At 61.4% G+C, this 15,411-nt stretch carries 16 protein-coding genes and 1 tRNA gene; 8 read left to right on the forward strand and 9 right to left on the reverse strand.

Annotated elements, in window-relative coordinates; genetic code table 11:
* The first annotated feature begins 75 nt into the window (after positions 1–75).
* The gene (gene thyX / locus HKD31_RS13250; RefSeq protein ID WP_194265493.1) at positions 76–987 is read left to right on the forward strand and encodes an FAD-dependent thymidylate synthase; all 912 of its coding nucleotides are present in this window, start codon (positions 76–78) and stop codon (positions 985–987) included.
* Positions 974–1,171 carry a hypothetical protein gene (locus HKD31_RS13255; protein ID WP_194265494.1) on the forward strand — a complete coding sequence of 66 codons (198 nt, stop codon included), beginning with the start codon at positions 974–976 and terminating at the stop codon, positions 1,169–1,171. The genes thyX and HKD31_RS13255 overlap by 14 nt, the downstream gene beginning before the upstream one ends.
* A 455-nt stretch (positions 1,172–1,626) precedes the next feature.
* On the opposite strand, the gene HKD31_RS13260 is transcribed toward HKD31_RS13255, so the two are convergent.
* The 3 genes from HKD31_RS13260 to HKD31_RS13270 form a co-directional block, all read right to left on the reverse strand.
* A tRNA-Thr gene (locus tag HKD31_RS13260) sits at positions 1,627–1,701 on the reverse strand.
* Between the two features lie 79 nt (positions 1,702–1,780).
* Positions 1,781–1,936, reverse strand: coding sequence for a hypothetical protein (locus HKD31_RS13265; RefSeq protein WP_169795779.1), 156 nt, complete (start codon positions 1,934–1,936; stop codon positions 1,781–1,783).
* Positions 1,933–3,132 (reverse strand): Mrp/NBP35 family ATP-binding protein, encoded by a 1,200-nt coding sequence (locus HKD31_RS13270; protein WP_194265495.1) that lies wholly within the window; start codon positions 3,130–3,132, stop codon positions 1,933–1,935. Before HKD31_RS13270 ends, HKD31_RS13265 begins: the two co-directional genes overlap by 4 nt.
* A 124-nt stretch (positions 3,133–3,256) precedes the next feature.
* On the opposite strand from HKD31_RS13270, the gene HKD31_RS13275 reads away from it, so the two are divergent.
* The 3 genes from HKD31_RS13275 to HKD31_RS13285 all read left to right on the forward strand — a co-directional run bounded on the left by HKD31_RS13275 (position 3,257) and on the right by HKD31_RS13285 (position 7,538).
* Positions 3,257–4,837, forward strand: coding sequence for a Do family serine endopeptidase (locus tag HKD31_RS13275; protein ID WP_194265496.1), 1,581 nt, complete (start codon positions 3,257–3,259; stop codon positions 4,835–4,837).
* Between the two features lie 27 nt (positions 4,838–4,864).
* Positions 4,865–5,932, forward strand: coding sequence for an FUSC family protein (locus tag HKD31_RS13280; protein ID WP_194265497.1), 1,068 nt, complete (start codon positions 4,865–4,867; stop codon positions 5,930–5,932).
* Positions 5,933–6,080: 148 nt separating this feature from the next.
* The gene (locus tag HKD31_RS13285) at positions 6,081–7,538 is read left to right on the forward strand and encodes a mannitol dehydrogenase family protein (protein ID WP_062455014.1); all 1,458 of its coding nucleotides are present in this window, start codon (positions 6,081–6,083) and stop codon (positions 7,536–7,538) included.
* A 72-nt stretch (positions 7,539–7,610) separates the two neighbouring features.
* Here HKD31_RS13285 and HKD31_RS13290 read toward each other — a convergent pair whose 3' ends face one another.
* Both HKD31_RS13290 and HKD31_RS13295 read right to left on the reverse strand, forming a co-directional pair.
* Positions 7,611–7,763 carry a DUF3309 family protein gene (locus HKD31_RS13290; RefSeq protein ID WP_080504750.1) on the reverse strand — a complete coding sequence of 51 codons (153 nt, stop codon included), beginning with the start codon at positions 7,761–7,763 and terminating at the stop codon, positions 7,611–7,613.
* 74 nt (positions 7,764–7,837) lie between these two features.
* Positions 7,838–8,668: a TerB family tellurite resistance protein gene (locus HKD31_RS13295; RefSeq protein WP_041111801.1), complete on the reverse strand. Its 831-nt coding sequence runs from the start codon at positions 8,666–8,668 to the stop codon at positions 7,838–7,840.
* 233 nt (positions 8,669–8,901) lie between these two features.
* Here HKD31_RS13295 and HKD31_RS13300 point away from each other — a divergent pair, with 233 nt between their 5' ends.
* Positions 8,902–9,186 carry a hypothetical protein gene (locus tag HKD31_RS13300; RefSeq protein WP_370543930.1) on the forward strand — a complete coding sequence of 95 codons (285 nt, stop codon included), beginning with the start codon at positions 8,902–8,904 and terminating at the stop codon, positions 9,184–9,186.
* Here the strand turns inward: HKD31_RS13300 and HKD31_RS13305 are convergent.
* Positions 9,183–9,413: a ribbon-helix-helix domain-containing protein gene (locus HKD31_RS13305; protein ID WP_194265499.1), complete on the reverse strand. Its 231-nt coding sequence runs from the start codon at positions 9,411–9,413 to the stop codon at positions 9,183–9,185. The genes HKD31_RS13300 and HKD31_RS13305 overlap by 4 nt on opposite strands.
* Positions 9,410–10,468, reverse strand: coding sequence for a tRNA epoxyqueuosine(34) reductase QueG (gene queG, locus HKD31_RS13310; protein ID WP_194265500.1), 1,059 nt, complete (start codon positions 10,466–10,468; stop codon positions 9,410–9,412). Before queG ends, HKD31_RS13305 begins: the two co-directional genes overlap by 4 nt.
* Before the next feature lie 220 nt (positions 10,469–10,688).
* On the opposite strand from queG, the gene HKD31_RS13315 reads away from it, so the two are divergent.
* On the forward strand, positions 10,689–12,167 hold the full coding sequence (locus HKD31_RS13315; protein ID WP_228120764.1) for an adenosine deaminase family protein: 1,479 nt from the start codon (positions 10,689–10,691) through the stop codon (positions 12,165–12,167).
* Complete coding sequence (locus tag HKD31_RS13320) at positions 12,164–13,240, forward strand: purine nucleoside permease (RefSeq protein ID WP_194265501.1); 1,077 nt, start codon at positions 12,164–12,166, stop codon at positions 13,238–13,240. The genes HKD31_RS13315 and HKD31_RS13320 overlap by 4 nt, the downstream gene beginning before the upstream one ends.
* Before the next feature lie 12 nt (positions 13,241–13,252).
* Here HKD31_RS13320 and HKD31_RS13325 read toward each other — a convergent pair whose 3' ends face one another.
* The gene (locus HKD31_RS13325) at positions 13,253–14,032 is read right to left on the reverse strand and encodes an MgtC/SapB family protein (RefSeq protein ID WP_194265502.1); all 780 of its coding nucleotides are present in this window, start codon (positions 14,030–14,032) and stop codon (positions 13,253–13,255) included.
* Between the two features lie 210 nt (positions 14,033–14,242).
* The gene (tgt, locus tag HKD31_RS13330) at positions 14,243–15,388 is read right to left on the reverse strand and encodes a tRNA guanosine(34) transglycosylase Tgt (protein WP_155720882.1); all 1,146 of its coding nucleotides are present in this window, start codon (positions 15,386–15,388) and stop codon (positions 14,243–14,245) included.
* Between the last annotated feature and the right edge of the window lie 23 nt (positions 15,389–15,411).

The raw sequence follows: 15,411 nt of genomic DNA on the forward strand, positions 1-15,411 counted from the left end.
ATTAAGCCTCCGGAATCGTGTCAATCCGATTCATTCGGATGACGCCGGTCAAAAGCCCATGCTAAAGCCGCCGCCATGGCACTGACATCCGAACAGCGCGCTGAAATCGAAGCGCAGCGCAGCGAACCCCAGCTGACCTCCCGTCCGACCGTGGCGGCGATGGAAAACCTGCTTTTTACACCTTTCGAGGTGCTGGATCATGGTTTCCTGCGCGTCGTCGACTATATGGGCGATGATGGTGCGGTCGTGCAGGCTGCGCGGGTGTCTTACGGCCGCGGGACGAAGAAAGTGTCCGAGGATGCGGGGCTGATCCGCTATCTGATGCGTCACCGTCATTCGACACCGTTCGAGATGTGCGAGATCAAGTTCCATGTGAAGCTGCCCGTCTTCGTGGCACGTCAGTGGATCCGTCATCGCATGGCGAGCGTGAATGAGTATTCGGCGCGCTATTCCATTCTGGACCGCGAGTTCTATCTGCCGGCGATGGATCAGGTCGCCGCACAGAGCAGTTCGAACCGGCAGGGGCGGAGCGACGCTCTGGATGCCGATACGGCGCATCAGGTTCTGGAGATCCTGCGCCGCGATGCCAGCCAGTGCTATGATGACTACGAAAGCCTTCTGAATCCGGAAGGCACAGGTCTGGCGCGTGAGCTCGCGCGGATCAACCTGACTCTGAACACCTATACCCAGTGGTACTGGAAGATCGATCTGCACAATCTGATGCACTTCCTAGCCCTGCGGGTTGATCCGCACGCGCAGTATGAAATCCGCGTCTATGCGGAAAAGATGATCGAGATTCTCAAGGCGTGGGTTCCGGCAACGGCAGCGGCCTTCGAGGAATATCGTCTCGGCGCCTTCACGCTTTCTGCCGGTATGCTGAAGGTGGTGCGCCGCCGTCTGGCCGGTGAAACGGTCACGCAGGAAAATTCCGGCCTGACCAAGCGCGAGTGGTCGGAAATGGTGGCGGTTCTGGATGGCGCATCCTGATCCCGCTCCGGGACCAGCCGGAAACGATCTCGAACGCCTGATGCTCGCCGCCAGAGAAGCACAGGCGGCCAATCCAGTCGAAGATGTACCAGAAAGAACGCCAAATCTATTTCTGTGGACGGCAATAGCTATTGCTCTTGTTCTGACATCTCTGGCCATTCATTTTTTCTGGCCTGCGTCGTAAAATATTTGAGACTGTAAACGTCAGGTAAAAACAGATTTTCTTGTCTTCTTTTATTTGCGCGGGCTTTTTGAGAGATTCAGACCGAATTCGTGTGACTCTCATCACATCAGCTGCTGATTTTTTTACGAACAGAGTTATCCACAGGCTTGGAGTCTCTCTTTAAGGCGCTCCGATTCGGGCTGATTCTCGGAGTTCTGTTTCTAAATCTCTGATTTTGTTTGATAATTTTATCTACGAATCGTGGGTGCAATCCGATTCTCAGCACAAAGCTGTCAAGAGGATTTTGGGAATACCCACATTCCACCCTCTGCGATTACGATACTTGTGCATTACTGATTTTCAGAGGGTGTTTCTGGAGTCCGTAGCCTTGGAAAGGCCGGAGTTTCGGCCTGCAAGTCCCGGTTTGAACAACATTTTCCAGTCGTCCGGGGCATCGGCCGCTTTTTGGAAAAAGCTGGTGCCGGGTGAGGGATTTGAACCCCCGGCCTTCGGTTTACAAAACCGCTGCACTACCACTGTGCTAACCCGGCATCAGCAGTGCGGCTTTTTCCATGCCGGGGCGTATCAGGTCAAGCTTCGGAGAACGATTCTCTGTGCCTGCGCAGGATTTTAGTGCGGGATGGGCGTCATCAGGTCGGCGGGTGGCGGCAGATGCTGTGAGTCCTGCGTAAAGCCGTAACCATCGGAAGACAGGCCACGATGCGTGACCGTCTGGGAGCAGGCCCCCAGTGTCAGGCAGGCGCCGATGAGAAGAAGACGGATCATGACCGTTCTTTCGTGCTGTGTTCTGAAGACAGGGAGCGGGCCACAGCCTGCGCGAGCCTCGTATAGGCCTGTGCGGCTTCGCTCTGTGGTGCGGAAAGGATGATCGGGGTTCCCTCATCGCCGCTTGCGCGGATATCGGCCAGAAGCGGGATTTCCGCCAGGAACGGGACCCCCATTTTCTCGGCTTCGGCCTTGGCGCCCCCATGTCCGAACAGTTCCGTGCGGTGGTTGCAGTTCGGGCAGCAGAAATAGGACATGTTCTCGACAACGCCGAGGATCGGGGTTTCCATCCGTTCGAACATGGCCACGCCGCGCCGTGCATCCAGCAGCGCGATATCCTGGGGTGTGGAGACGATGACGGCGCCACCGGCTGCCAGCTTGGGGCCGAGCTTCTGAGCCAGGGTCAGCTGGGCGTCTCCGGTGCCGGGCGGCATGTCGATCACGAGGACGTCGAGTTCGCCCCATTCGACTTCACCCAGAAACTGCGTCAGCGCGCCCATGACCATCGGGCCGCGCCAGATCATGGCCTGGTTCTCGTCCACCAGATAGCCGATGGACATGCTTTTCAGGCCCCAGGCTTCGATCGGCAGGATCGTCCCGTCCACGACTTCCGGGCGGGCGTTGCGTCCCAGCATCCGGGGCAGGGACGGGCCATAGATGTCTGCGTCGAGAAGGCCGGTTTTCAGGCCGTGCTGGGCCAGCCCGACCGCCAGGTTGACGGCCGTGGTGGACTTGCCGACGCCGCCCTTGCCTGAGGCCACCGCAATGACGGCCTTGACGCCGGGCAGCAGCGTTTCAGGCGCATGCCGGCTCGCGGTATTGCGGCGTTTGTCGCCCAGATTGAAAGGCCGGTGCCCCCCGCTCTGAGCCGGGGCATTGGCAGCGGCCGGCGTTGCGGGACGATGGGACGTGAAGGACAGCGTGGCGCCCGTGATACCCGGCAGGCTCGCAATCGCGGCTTCGACGCGCGGCCGTAGTGGCTCCACGCGCGAGGCATTGTCGCGCGACGTCGCCAGCGAGACATGGGCATGACCGTTGCGGACCGACACGCTCTCCAGAGCGGCAAAGGACAGGACGTTCGAGCCCTGGGCGTCCTGCTCGCTTTTCAGGATGTCGGTAATGCGGGTCTCGGCGCTGGGAAGATTGGTCTCGGGGGAGCCGGGCGGCATGTCGTTGGGGGGCGTGGTGTCAGTCATGCCGGGCTCTCATCAGGGGAATATCGTATCGGAAAGGACTCTGACCCTAGCATGACCGGGTCGAAAACGCATCCTGAACGGCGGGATGGTGACGAAGGACCACGTTCTGCGTTAGCGTGCAGGTATGAAAAACCTGCTCGTCCGTTCCGGCGCCCGTCGTGCTGCCTGTCTTGCTGTTTCCGGTCTGGCCCTGTCCCTTGCAGGGGGCTGGAGTGTGAGCCCTGCCTTTGCCCAGAGCGCGCCGCCGACCTCAAGCCAGCCGTCTTCGGTGCCGACCCCGGCGCCGCGCTCCGTGCCGTCGAGCTTCGCGGATCTGGCGAACAGGCTGCTTCCCTCGGTCGTGAATGTCTCGACATCCGCGGTTCTCAAGCCGTCAAAGAATGACGACAAGGGCCCGGATTCCAGCGATCCGGACGGTCCGCAGGTGCCTCCTTTCCAGCCGGGCTCCCCGCTGGAAAAGTTCTTCCATGATTACCTGAAGCACAAACCGGCTCCGAACCAGCCGCCGCGCCGGCAGCAGGCTCTGGGCTCGGGCTTCATCATCGATGCGTCCGGTATCATCGTGACGAACAACCACGTCATCGAAGGGGCGGATCAGGTCAGCGTGACGCTTCAGGACGGGACGGAAATGCCGGCGCGGATCGTGGGGCGGGACAGTCAGGTCGATCTGGCGGTGCTCGAGGTCAAGCCGAAGCATCCGCTTCCGACCGTTCCGCTCGGGCAGAGCGACAAGGCGCGGATCGGGGACTGGGTTCTGGCGATCGGTAATCCGTTCGGGCTGAACGGGACTGTGACGGCGGGCATCATTTCCTCGCGTGGGCGAAATGTCGAACACGGGCTGTATGACGACTACATCCAGACTGACGCGGCCATCAACCGCGGTAACTCGGGCGGTCCGCTGTTCAACCTGTCGGGCGAAGTCATCGGCATCAACACACTGATTTATGGTGGTGCGGGCGGCGATTCCATCGGCATCGGCTTTGCTATTCCCGCTGATGATGCGCGCGGGATTATCGACCAGCTCCGCCGCACGGGGCATGTCTCCCGTGGCTGGATGGGGCTGAAGTTCCAGGATGTGACGAACGACATCGCGGAGACGCTCGATTTCCATAAGCCGGACGGTTCCAACGGCAAGGGGACGCTTATTTCGGAAATCGATCCGAAAGGCCCTGCTGCCAAGGCCGGTCTTGAGGTCGGCGACATCATTACCCGCGTGGGCGATCAGGACGTGACCGGCCAGACCATGCCGCGCATCATCGCGTCCATCCTGCCTGGTGCGAAGGCGCAGTTGACCGTCTGGCACAAGGGGGCGCTCAAGACGCTGCCGATTACGCTGGGACAGTCGCCCACGCCGCCGGACATGCCGCCTTCGGACACGCATCAGCCCGAACATCGTCATGCGGCACTGGGCGAGCTTGGGGTGACGGTGAGTTCGATCGATGCGGATGCCCGCACGCAGTATGCCCTGACCGACGATCAGCGCGGCGTTCTCGTCTCGCGTGTCGAGGCCGGAAGCCCCGCCGCATCGCGCGGGATTGCGGAAGGGAACGTCATCACGCAGGTCGGGCAGGACCAGATCAACACGCCGGACGATTTCGCCAAGGCGGTGCAGCGTCTGCATGAGCGCAAGAAGACGGAAGTGCTGCTGCTGGTTCAGGACGATGACGGACTGCGCTGGGTGCCGGTGCCCTTCCTTGGGAACTGACATCGTCTTCTTGCGCTGAAAGCTGCCATGAACCTTCTGACACGTCTGAGCCGGAAGTGGCTGTCCGTGCCGCCCCGACACAGCAGATGGCGCGAAGTGATGCGCCCCGCGACGCGCCAGACCATCCGCGTTCTGGTGTCGGTCGTGGTGGCCTGGGTCGTGGGTTCGCTCATGCATCTGCAGGAGACGATCTGGGCGCTGGTGACAGCGCTGATCGTCACGCAGTCCAGCATCAGCCAGACCATGACGACGGCGCGGGACCAGATCAGCGGCACGCTGATCGGAGCGCTGGCAGGGGTGTGTGCGGTTGTGCTGGAGATCACGACGGGCCTGCGCTGGATCCCGTTCTGGATCATGCTGGCCCCGCTGGTGTTTCTGAGCGCCATCCAGCCGACGCTGCGTTTTGCCTGCATCACGCTGATGATCGTGTATCTTTTCCCGAGCCAGGGCAGCCCGTTCCTGCCCATGATCACGCGGCTTCTGGCCATCGTAGTGGGCGTTGCGGTCTCGATCGTGGTGTCGTTCTTCATCCTGCACAGCAGCGCGCGCAAACAGGCCTTCCATACGGCCGCGCGCCTGTTGCGTCGCATGGACCAGCTTCTCAAGAGCGCGCTCGACCAGAATACGGGCTGGGCGGCGATCGAGCGCCAGAATGACGATTGCGTGGCTCTGCTGACGGAACTGGAAGACGCCGTGACCGAGGCACGGCGCGAGCGCTGGAAGGAACTGGAAAAGCGCGATCCGGTTCTGGCGTCACTTCCCAGACTGATGCGGCGGCTTCTGAACGACACGATGCTGGTGGCACGCGCCATTGCAACGGGGCGTGCGGCAGGGAACACAGGTCTGCTGCCCCTGTACAAGGGGCTGAGTCACGCGCTGCGGGCGCTGGCACATAGTTGTGAAGAGCAGTTGCGCGCAAAGCGGAACCAGCACGAACAGCAGTCCGAAGACGAGGAAATCCTCGACCTCCTGCCACGGCTGGAAGAACAGACCCGTCCGGAGATGCGCTTTGTGATGTCCCTGTTCCGGGAGGATCTCGAACGGGCCGTCGGGGTGGTCATGCGCTCCGATGCGAGCGCCGCAAAAGGCCTCTGAACAGGCCTCCCCGCGGCTGGCAGCCAGGGGGCGGAATGGCTCCTGTTGAAACCGTCATTCGGTTTTTACGTTGTTCCGGGGCTATGGTGGCACATGCCCGGCCTTGTCGGTCCCCGTCAGCGACCGGCCCGAAACCACGGAGAATTCCATGATTACGCGCGAAACCCTCAAGTCTCTTCCTGCCAATGTCCAGGCTCCTCCCTATGACATCGACGGGATCAAGCCGGGGATCGTGCATTTCGGCGTGGGTAACTTCTTCCGGGCCCATGAGGCGTTCTATGTCGAGCAGATCCTTGAGCATGCGCCGGACTGGGCGATCGTTGGTGTTGGCCTGACGGGCAGTGACCGCTCGAAGAAAAAGGCCGAGGAATTCAAGGCTCAGGACTGCCTGTATTCCCTGACCGAGACGGCCCCGTCGGGCAAGAGCACAGTGCGTGTCATGGGCGCTCTGCGAGACTACCTGCTCGCTCCGGCCGATCCGGAAGCCGTGCTGAAGCATCTCGTTGATCCGGCTATCCGTATTGTCTCCATGACGATCACGGAAGGCGGCTACAACATCAACGAGACGACCGGTGCCTTCGATCTGGAGAATGCGGCAGTAAAGGCCGATCTTCAGAATCCGGAAAAGCCGTCCACCGTTTTCGGTTATGTCGTGGAAGCCCTGCGCCGTCGCCGGGATGCCGGTGGCAAGGCGTTTACGGTCATGTCCTGCGATAACCTGCGCCATAACGGCAATGTCGCCCGCAAGGCCTTCCTCGGCTATGCGAAGGCGCGCGATCCGGAACTGGCGAAGTGGATTGAAGAAAACGCCACCTTCCCGAATGGTATGGTCGATCGCATTACCCCGACCGTCTCGGCGGAAATCGCAAAGAAGCTGAACGCAGCCAGCGGGCTGGACGATGATCTGCCGCTGGTGGCCGAGGATTTCCATCAGTGGGTGCTGGAAGACCAGTTTGCCAATGGTCGTCCCCCGCTGGAAAAGGCAGGCGTGCAGTTTGTCGATGACGTGACGGACTGGGAACACGTCAAGATCCGGATGCTGAATGCCGGTCACATCACGCTCTGCTTCCCGGGTATTCTTGTCGGATACGAGAACGTGGATGATGCGATCGAGGACAAGGATCTGCGCGGCAACCTTGAGAACTACCTGAACAAGGACGTCATCCCGACCCTGAAGGCACCGCCGGGCATGACGCTTGAAGGTTACCGGGACAGTGTCATCAGCCGTTTTTCCAACAAGGCCATGTCTGATCAGACGCTGCGGATCGCGAGTGATGGTTGCTCCAAAATCCAGGTATTCTGGACGGAAACCGTGCGCCGGGCCATCGAAGGCAAGCGCGACCTGTCGCGGATTGCGTTCGGGATTGCATCCTATCTCGAGATGCTCCGCGGGCGTGACGAGAAGGGCGGGACGTATGAATCGTCCGAGCCGACTTATGGCGAGGCCCAGAAGAAGCTGGCCAAGGCCGATGATTTTGAAAGTGCTCTCAAGCTGCCGGCGTTCGACGGCTGGCGTGATCTGGACACGTCCGAGCTGGACCAGAAAGTCATCGCGCTGCGCAAGGTCATCCGCGAGAAAGGTGTGAAGGCCGCTATCCCGGCCTGATCCTCTTTTTCAGGACATAAAAAACCGCGCTCCGTGAGGGGCGCGGTTTTTTATGTGGAAAGATTTTTGAGGTCAGATCTGTCCCATCAGGACAAGGATCACGACGATGACCACGATCAGGCCGAGGCCGCCGGAGGGGTAGTAGCCCCATTTCGAACTGTACGGCCATGACGGCAGCGCACCGATCAGCAGGAGGATCAGGATTACAAGAAGAATCAGTCCCATGGCACGTCTCTCTTGCCGGTTGAGACTGGTCTACGCTTCCGGGTGACTGAAAGTTTCCGCAGGATTGCGAAAGATCAAAGCTGCCGGTCGCGCTTGATGCGGTCCCAGGCGGCATTGATGCGGGCCACCCGGTCCTGCGCACGCCGGCGCTCTGCTTCCGACATGGGCTTCTGCGCCAGAACATCCGGATGGTGCTCGCGGATGAGGGTGCGCCAGCGCACGCGGATTTCCGTATCGGTCGCGCTGCGGGTGATGCCGAGAATGCGATAGGCGTCCGGCTCGTTCCCGCTGGCGGCGCGGCTGTTGCCGCTTTCCGCCCGGTCCCACGCACCTGGCGGCAGGCCGAATGCCCGGTGCACGCGCTGCAGGAAATCGATTTCCTTCGGGTGAAGTTCTCGGCTCGGCCCGGCATCGGCACGGGCGATGCGGAACAGGGCCGTCATGAGGTTTTCAAGCGGCGCCGTATTATCGGCATAGGCTTTGCCCATTTCGCGGGCATACATCTCGAAATCGTCCGTCCGGTCGCGGGCGCGATCGAACAGCATGCCGACTTCCTTGACGTTATCGGGCGGGAACTGGAAGCAGGTCTTGAAAGCGTTGATTTCGTGCCGGTTCACCGGCCCGTCGATCTTCGCCAGTTTCGCGCACAGGGCGACAAGGCCGATGGCGTAAAGCTGATCGCGCTTGCCCAGGGCCGCAGCGATCTTGGCGGCGCCGAAAAAGGCCGCGCTGTTGGGATCGGGACGGCCATTCGCGGGGAAACGCTCGCTCCAGCCGCCCGTCGAGGGCTTGAGTAGCGAACCGTTATCGGCCGCATGTCCCAGCGCTGCGCCCATCAGTGCTCCGAAAGGACCACCAACCGCGAAGCCCGCGACACCACCGAACATCTTGCCCCAGATAGCCATGTCATCAATCTAGCACGCCCGCTCACAGCGGCAAATGACAGATCGCAGGCAGTAGGCTCCGGAAGAGCCAACCGTCCGGACCCGCGGGTGTGGTATAAGGCGGGAATTACGAACTTATCGCCGTCTCATGCTTTTGAGACGCAGGTTCTTCTGCTCGTTTCATGACGGATATTTTCATGCCCACCCCGATTCAGACTGCCTCTTTGACCCCTTTCCGCTCTGATGACGAGCTGATGGATCTTCTGATCCAGCGTCTGCCCGAGCGGCTGCAGAAAGTGCTGAACTGGCTGCGGGAGCCGGATCACAAATGGGTCCGGATCCCGGCGGGCATGCTGTTCATGCTGGGCGGCGTTCTGTCCATCCTGCCTGTTCTGGGTCTGTGGATGCTGCCGGTCGGCGTGATGCTGCTTTCGCAGGACATTCCGCTCTTCCGCCGCCTTCAGGGCCGCGTCCTGCGCTGGATCGAACGCAAACATCCGGACTGGCTGGGCCTTCCGGCGGACAGCGCCGGGAGCTAACCGGTCGTCTGAATGCTCTTCTGAAGATGCCTCAGCGCTGCAACCCGCAGGGCCGAGGCCAGCGGGCGCTCGGGTGGTCGCGCGGCATCGAGAGAGGCCACCAGAGACGCAAAGCTCTGCTGGCGGACTGCCGCCATCGCATCCAGTACCGTCCAGAATTCGGGTTCCAGCGCCACGGATGTCCGGTGTCCTGACAGAGACAGGCTGCGTTTGACGAGATCACTCATGCCGGTTGCTCCTCAAGGCGGCTCAAAGCCCATTGCGCGGTTTCGGAAACATCAGGGTCCGGATCACTCAGCAGATTCCGCGCAGAAGATACGAGCGACGGATCGGCGGAGTTGCCGATCGCGATCAGGACGTTGCGCACGAAGCGGTTGCGCCCGATCCGCTTGACTGGAGAGCCGGAAAAGAATGTCCGGAACGTCGCATCATCCAATCGGACCAGTTCGTCGAGTTTCGGGGCGATCAGCTCCGGCCGGGCCTGAAGCTTGATGTGCCGCGCGCTTTCCGCAAAGCGGTTCCAGGGACAGACGGCCAGACAATCATCGCAGCCATAGATATGATTGCCGATTTTCGGCCGCAGCTCATGCGGGATCGGGCCTTTATGCTCGATCGTCAGATATGAGATGCAGCGCCGCGCATCCATCTTTCCCGGGCCGGTGAAGGCCTCTGTCGGGCAGGCGGTCAGGCAGCGCGTGCAGGAGCCGCAGCTTCCGCCCGTGGGCTCTGACGGTGTCAGCTCCAGCGTGGTATAGATCTCGCCCAGCAGCAGCCATGACCCATGCTCACGCGAGACGAGACAGGTGTGCTTGCCCGTCCAGCCAAGATGCGCTTTTTCCGCTAGTGCCCGCTCGGAGACGGGAGCTGTATCGACGAAAACCTTCACCTGCGTTTCCGGCCCACCCAGCTTCACGACGAACTGCGCCAGATGCTTGAGCATGCCCTTGATGACGTCGTGATAGTCCCGGTTGCGGGCATAGACGGAAATATTGCCGCATTCGGGATCGGTCGTCGGTCCTTCGGCAGGGGCATAGGACAGACCGAGCGAAATCACACTCCGGACTTCGGGCCACAGAGCCTGCGGATGGGCACGTTCCTCGATCCGCGTTTCCATCCACTCCATCGTGCCATGATGACCCTGCGCGACGAACTCCCGCAGGTTCCGAGCCACGTCCGGCCCGAGTTCCGCCTTGCAGAACCCGACCGCATCGAAACCCAGATGACGGGCATGCGCCGCAATCCGGGCTTCAGGCCCTGTATCGGGTTTCGGGGAAGCAGGCATGGAAGGGACAGGTCTCGCCGGTGAACGGGGAGCCGTTATGCCATCAGGGAAGCAGACGGACCAGCTTTTCTGCTGTCCGGAACGGCTGATGCAGACAGGATTTGTCACGATCTGAAAATGGCTTGCCACGTCGGGGACGGGGCGGCATCGTCGCGCCATGCGACATCCTTTCTTTCGTGTTCTGCCTGCCGTTTTTCTGGGTATGACTTCTGCTTTGACGATGATTCCGGCTGTACATGCGGCTCCGCAGTCTGTTGCACAGGTTTATGACCGCATCCGGAATGATCCGGTCCGGCTGAACATGTTTCTCCGTGCCTTTCCGAAAGGGGCGGACCTGCACAACCATCTGGTTGGTGCGATCTACGCCGAAAACATGCTGAACTGGGCCGCGCACGATGGTCTGTGTGTGTCGCTGAAGGAGAAACGCATCCTCGACCATGCCTGCACGCATCCGGGAGAGGGTGAGCTTCCTGCCGCCGAACTGTCGCATCACGCGGAATCGGAAAATGTCCTGATCGATGCGCTGTCCATGCGCGACTTCGTGCCCGCTCCCGGCGACGCCTCCGGGCATGACCATTTCTTCGCGACATTCGCCCGCTTTGGTTCCATCGATGATGCGCATTCGGGCGATATGCTGGCCGAAGCGCGTGACCGGGCGGCCCGCGACCATGTGACCTATCTGGAGCTGATGATTTCGCCCGGTATCAGCGGGATGATTGGCGCGGGCTTTCATCATCCGCTGAAGGGCGACGACTTCGCGGCCGCGCACCAGGTGCTTATGCCGGAAGTTCCCGCGTTGGTGCAGAAGGCCCGCGCCGCGACGGACCAGATGGAAGCGCAGGCAAAAGACGTCCTGAAATGCGGAACTCCGCAGGCCCATCCGGGATGCACGGTGGCGGTGCGCTACCTGTTCCAGACCCTGCGGACATTACCGCCGCAGGCGGTCTATGCGCAGCTTGATGCCGGATATGCGACCGTAAAAGCCGATCCGCGCTTTGTTGGACTGAACATCGTGGCCCCCGAAGACGATCCGACCGCCATGCGCGATTATGACCTGCACATGCGGATGTTCCATTTCCTAAACGGTGTCACTCCGGGCGTGAAGCTGAGCCTGCATGCTGGCGAACTGACAACCGGTCTCGTTCCCACGGAAGGTCTGCGTCATCATATCCGCGCCGCCATTGACGTGGCGGGAGCCAGCCGGATCGGGCATGGCGTGGACGTGGCGCTTGAGGACGATCCCGCATCGCTTCTGGCCGAGATGGCGCGGCGTCACGTGATGGTGGAAGTCAATCTGACCAGCAATGACGAGATCCTTGGCATCAGAGGCTCGGCCCATCCGTTCCCGCTCTATCGCCGGGCTGGCGTGCCCGTTGCGCTGTCCACGGATGACGAGGGCGTCTCGCGGGGAGACCTGACGCAGGAATATGTCCGCGCGGCCCAGACCTATGACCTATCTTATGCCGATCTGAAAACCCTGTCCCGCACCGGACTGGAATATGCGTTCGTGCCGGGGGAAAGTCTGTGGTCGGATCATCAGCCGGGGCAGTTCGTGCTCGCCTGCCGGACGCTGCCCGTCGTATCCGCTGCCTGCACGACTTTTCTGAAATCCAGCGAGAAAGCCCGGCTGCAATGGGCGCTCGAACAGCGGTTCGGGACCTTCGAAGCCACTGTCACACATGAGGGACTCTACCAGTGAAATCCGTCTCAACCGTTTTCGGGGCCGCGCTCCTGTCCCTCTGTGCCCTCGGTTCGGCCTCGGCTCACGCGCCGATCCCCGTGCGTGTTGTTGTCGTCACAACCTTCGAGATCGGCAAGGATACGGGAGACACGGCGGGCGAATACCAGAACTGGATCGAAAAACTGCCGCTGCAGAAGACGATTCCGGCACCCGGCACCGATCATGACGTGATGCACTACAATCCGGATCTGCATGTTCTGGGCATCGCGAGCGGCGAGGGGCCGGAGCACATGGCCTCCGCCATTACGGCCCTCGTGCTCGACCCGCGCTTCGACCTGCGCCACGCCTATTTCGTGCTGGCGGGGATCGGCGGCATTGATCCCAATTTCGGGACCATCGGCTCGGCCGTATGGGCGCCGCGCGTCATTAATGGTGGCCTGTCCCACCTGATCGACCCACGCGAAATCCCGGCCTCCTGGCCGGATGGGTTCACACCCGTGCAGGGCAGCACGCCGGATGAAAAGCCTCGTCCCGCACTGCATTCCGGCATGGGGGACATGGAATACACGCTCGATCCGGCACTGGTGCAGTGGGTCTATGGGCTGACGAAGGATATCATCCTGCCGGATAATGACGGTCTGAAGGCATCACGCCTGCGCTATACCGGTTTTGCCGCAGCCCAGAAGCCGCCTTCCGTACAGCTTGGCGACACGATCTCGGGCGAGACCTTCTGGGTGGGGGCGAAAATGAACCAGTGGGCCGAGCGCTGGGTGAAATACTGGACGGACGGGCAGGGTGTCATGGCGACGACGGCTGAAGAAGACGTTGCGTTCTGTCAGGCTCTGGCGCTTCAGGGAAAGGCGGGGCGCGTTGATCCGAAGCGCGCCCTGATCCTGCGGACGGCCAGCAATTTCGACATGCAGCCACCGGGCCAGAGCGCCGCGCAGCTTCTATCGGACGAAGCACATGAGACCGGTTTTTCGGGATTCCAAGCCTCAGTCGATGCCGCCTATACGGTGGGGAGTGTGGTCGTGAAGGAACTGGCGACGCATTGGGATCGATATGAAAAGGCGCTGCCGACGGCCCAGTAAATACGATGGTGTTCAGTCATGGTCAGGGTCGATCTTCCTGACTTCATGAACACCATCAATCGCGCCCAGTCCCGTAATGAGATGGGAAACGGGCCGCTTGCCATGAACCAGCATGGTCAGCGTCACGAGGCGCGGACGTGGAGTGGCGGGAGCCGTCCCTTCACGGTCCGCCTCATCCAGGATCTGTTCAGCATTCCGGTTATCTTCTTCGAGGCGCACGCCATCAATGGCAAAGCGCAGTTCCGTGCAACTCACCAGAATGGTCCGCAGCAGCCCGCGGCTGTCTTCATAGGAAATCGTCAGCTCGGTTGACTGTTCCCCCGAGCGCGGAAGCTGTTTCAGCAGTTTCGGAAACAGCACCATGACGATGAAATGGGCGGCTGTCGTGGCAATGGCGAGAATGGGCAGTCCTGCCCCGCAGGCCATGCCCAGAGCCGCCGTGAACCAGATGGCCGCGGCCGTTGTCAGGCCCCGCACGGCATCGCGGCGCATGAAAATCACGCCACCCCCGATGAAGCCAATCCCCGAGACGATCTGCGCGGCCACGCGGGACGGATCCAGTACGATCCGCCCGGCATCGATGACGTCCATGAAGCCGTATTTGGAAATCAGCATGAACAGGGCGGCGGAAACACCGACCAGCGTATGCGTCCGCAGACCAGCGCTTTTCTGCCGGATCTCACGTTCCAGCCCTACAAGGGAGGATAGAACGAATGCGAGCGCCAGCTCTTCAAGCTGAAGCCTCCCTTCGCCCACCAGTCCCTGAGCCGTCAGCGTGATGAGATTGTGCATGCCGTGTCTGCTCCTTCTGCGAGGTTAACGCAGAGCGGCATGGGAATGTTGTGACAGTTTGTCGGGATAAGGCCTTAGGGCGGAGCGCGATGTGCCGTATTACAGGGCTCTGCCCTGCACCCGGAAGAGGTCTTGACCCCTTCACCCCACTTCGTGAATCGGGATCAAAGGGACCGCGTCCCTTTGTGGGGTCTGGGGCAAAGCCCCAGCTTACAGGGCCAGATCCGGCATCGGCCATTCGTCTTCGGTCCAGTCGCCCTTGGCCCAGTCTTCCCGCAGTTTCACGGCCAGGGCGTCGAGCGTGCCGTCCACGATAGCGGCGCGGATCTGGCGCATCAGGCGCTGGTAATAGGCCAGGTTGTGCCAGGTCAGCAGCATCGGGCCGAGCATTTCGTTGGCGCGGAAAAGATGGTGCAGATAGGCGCGGCTGTAACGTCCGGCGACGGGTGTGTCGTCATGGGGCGTGAGCGGGCGTGTGTCGTCTGCGAAACGGGCGTTGCGCAGGTTGATCGTGCCGCGCTCGGTATAGGCCCGGGCGGTGCGGCCGGCGCGTGAGGGCATCACGCAGTCGAACATGTCCACGCCGCGCATGACCGCGCCCAGCAGATCATCCGGCGTGCCGACACCCATGAGATACCGGGCCTTGTCTTGCGGCAGCATCGGCGTGGTGAAGTCCAGCGTCGAGAACATCAGCTCCTGACCTTCGCCCACGGCCAGACCGCCGATCGCATAGCCTTCAAAGCCGATATCGGTCAGGGCCTTGATGGAATATTCGCGTAAGTCCCGCTCGGTCCCGCCCTGCACGATGCCGAACTGCCCATATCCCTCACGCGCCACGAAAGCCTCGCGGGAGCGGGCAGCCCAGCGCATAGACATTTCCATGGATTTGCGCAGCACTTCCGGCGTGGCGGGCAGCGCCGGGCACTCGTCGAACGCCATGGTGATGGTCGCGTCGAGCTTGAACTGGATATCGGTCGAGATTTCCGGAGTCAGGCGATGCTTGCTGCCGTCGATATGCGAGCGGAACGTCACGCCATCTTCGTCAAGCTTGCGCAGCGCACCAAGTGACATGACCTGAAACCCGCCGGAATCGGTCAGGATCGGGCCGGGCCAGTCCATCATTCTGTGCAGGCCACCCAGCTTCTGCACGCGGTCCGCCGTAGGGCGCAGCATGAGATGATAGGTGTTGCCCAGAACGATGCCCGCACCCGTGGAGCGCACGGCATCCATCGTCATACCCTTGACCGTGCCGACAGTACCAACTGGCATGAAGGTCGGGGTCGGGACCGTGCCGTGGCGGGTGTGCAGATGCCCGGCGCGCGCCATGCCGCAGGTTGCTTCGGGCACCCAGGTCATTTTGGTGGCGTGATCGGTCTTGT

The sequence above is a fragment of the Gluconobacter potus genome (genome assembly GCF_015244705.1).
GTDB lineage: Bacteria > Pseudomonadota > Alphaproteobacteria > Acetobacterales > Acetobacteraceae > Gluconobacter > Gluconobacter potus.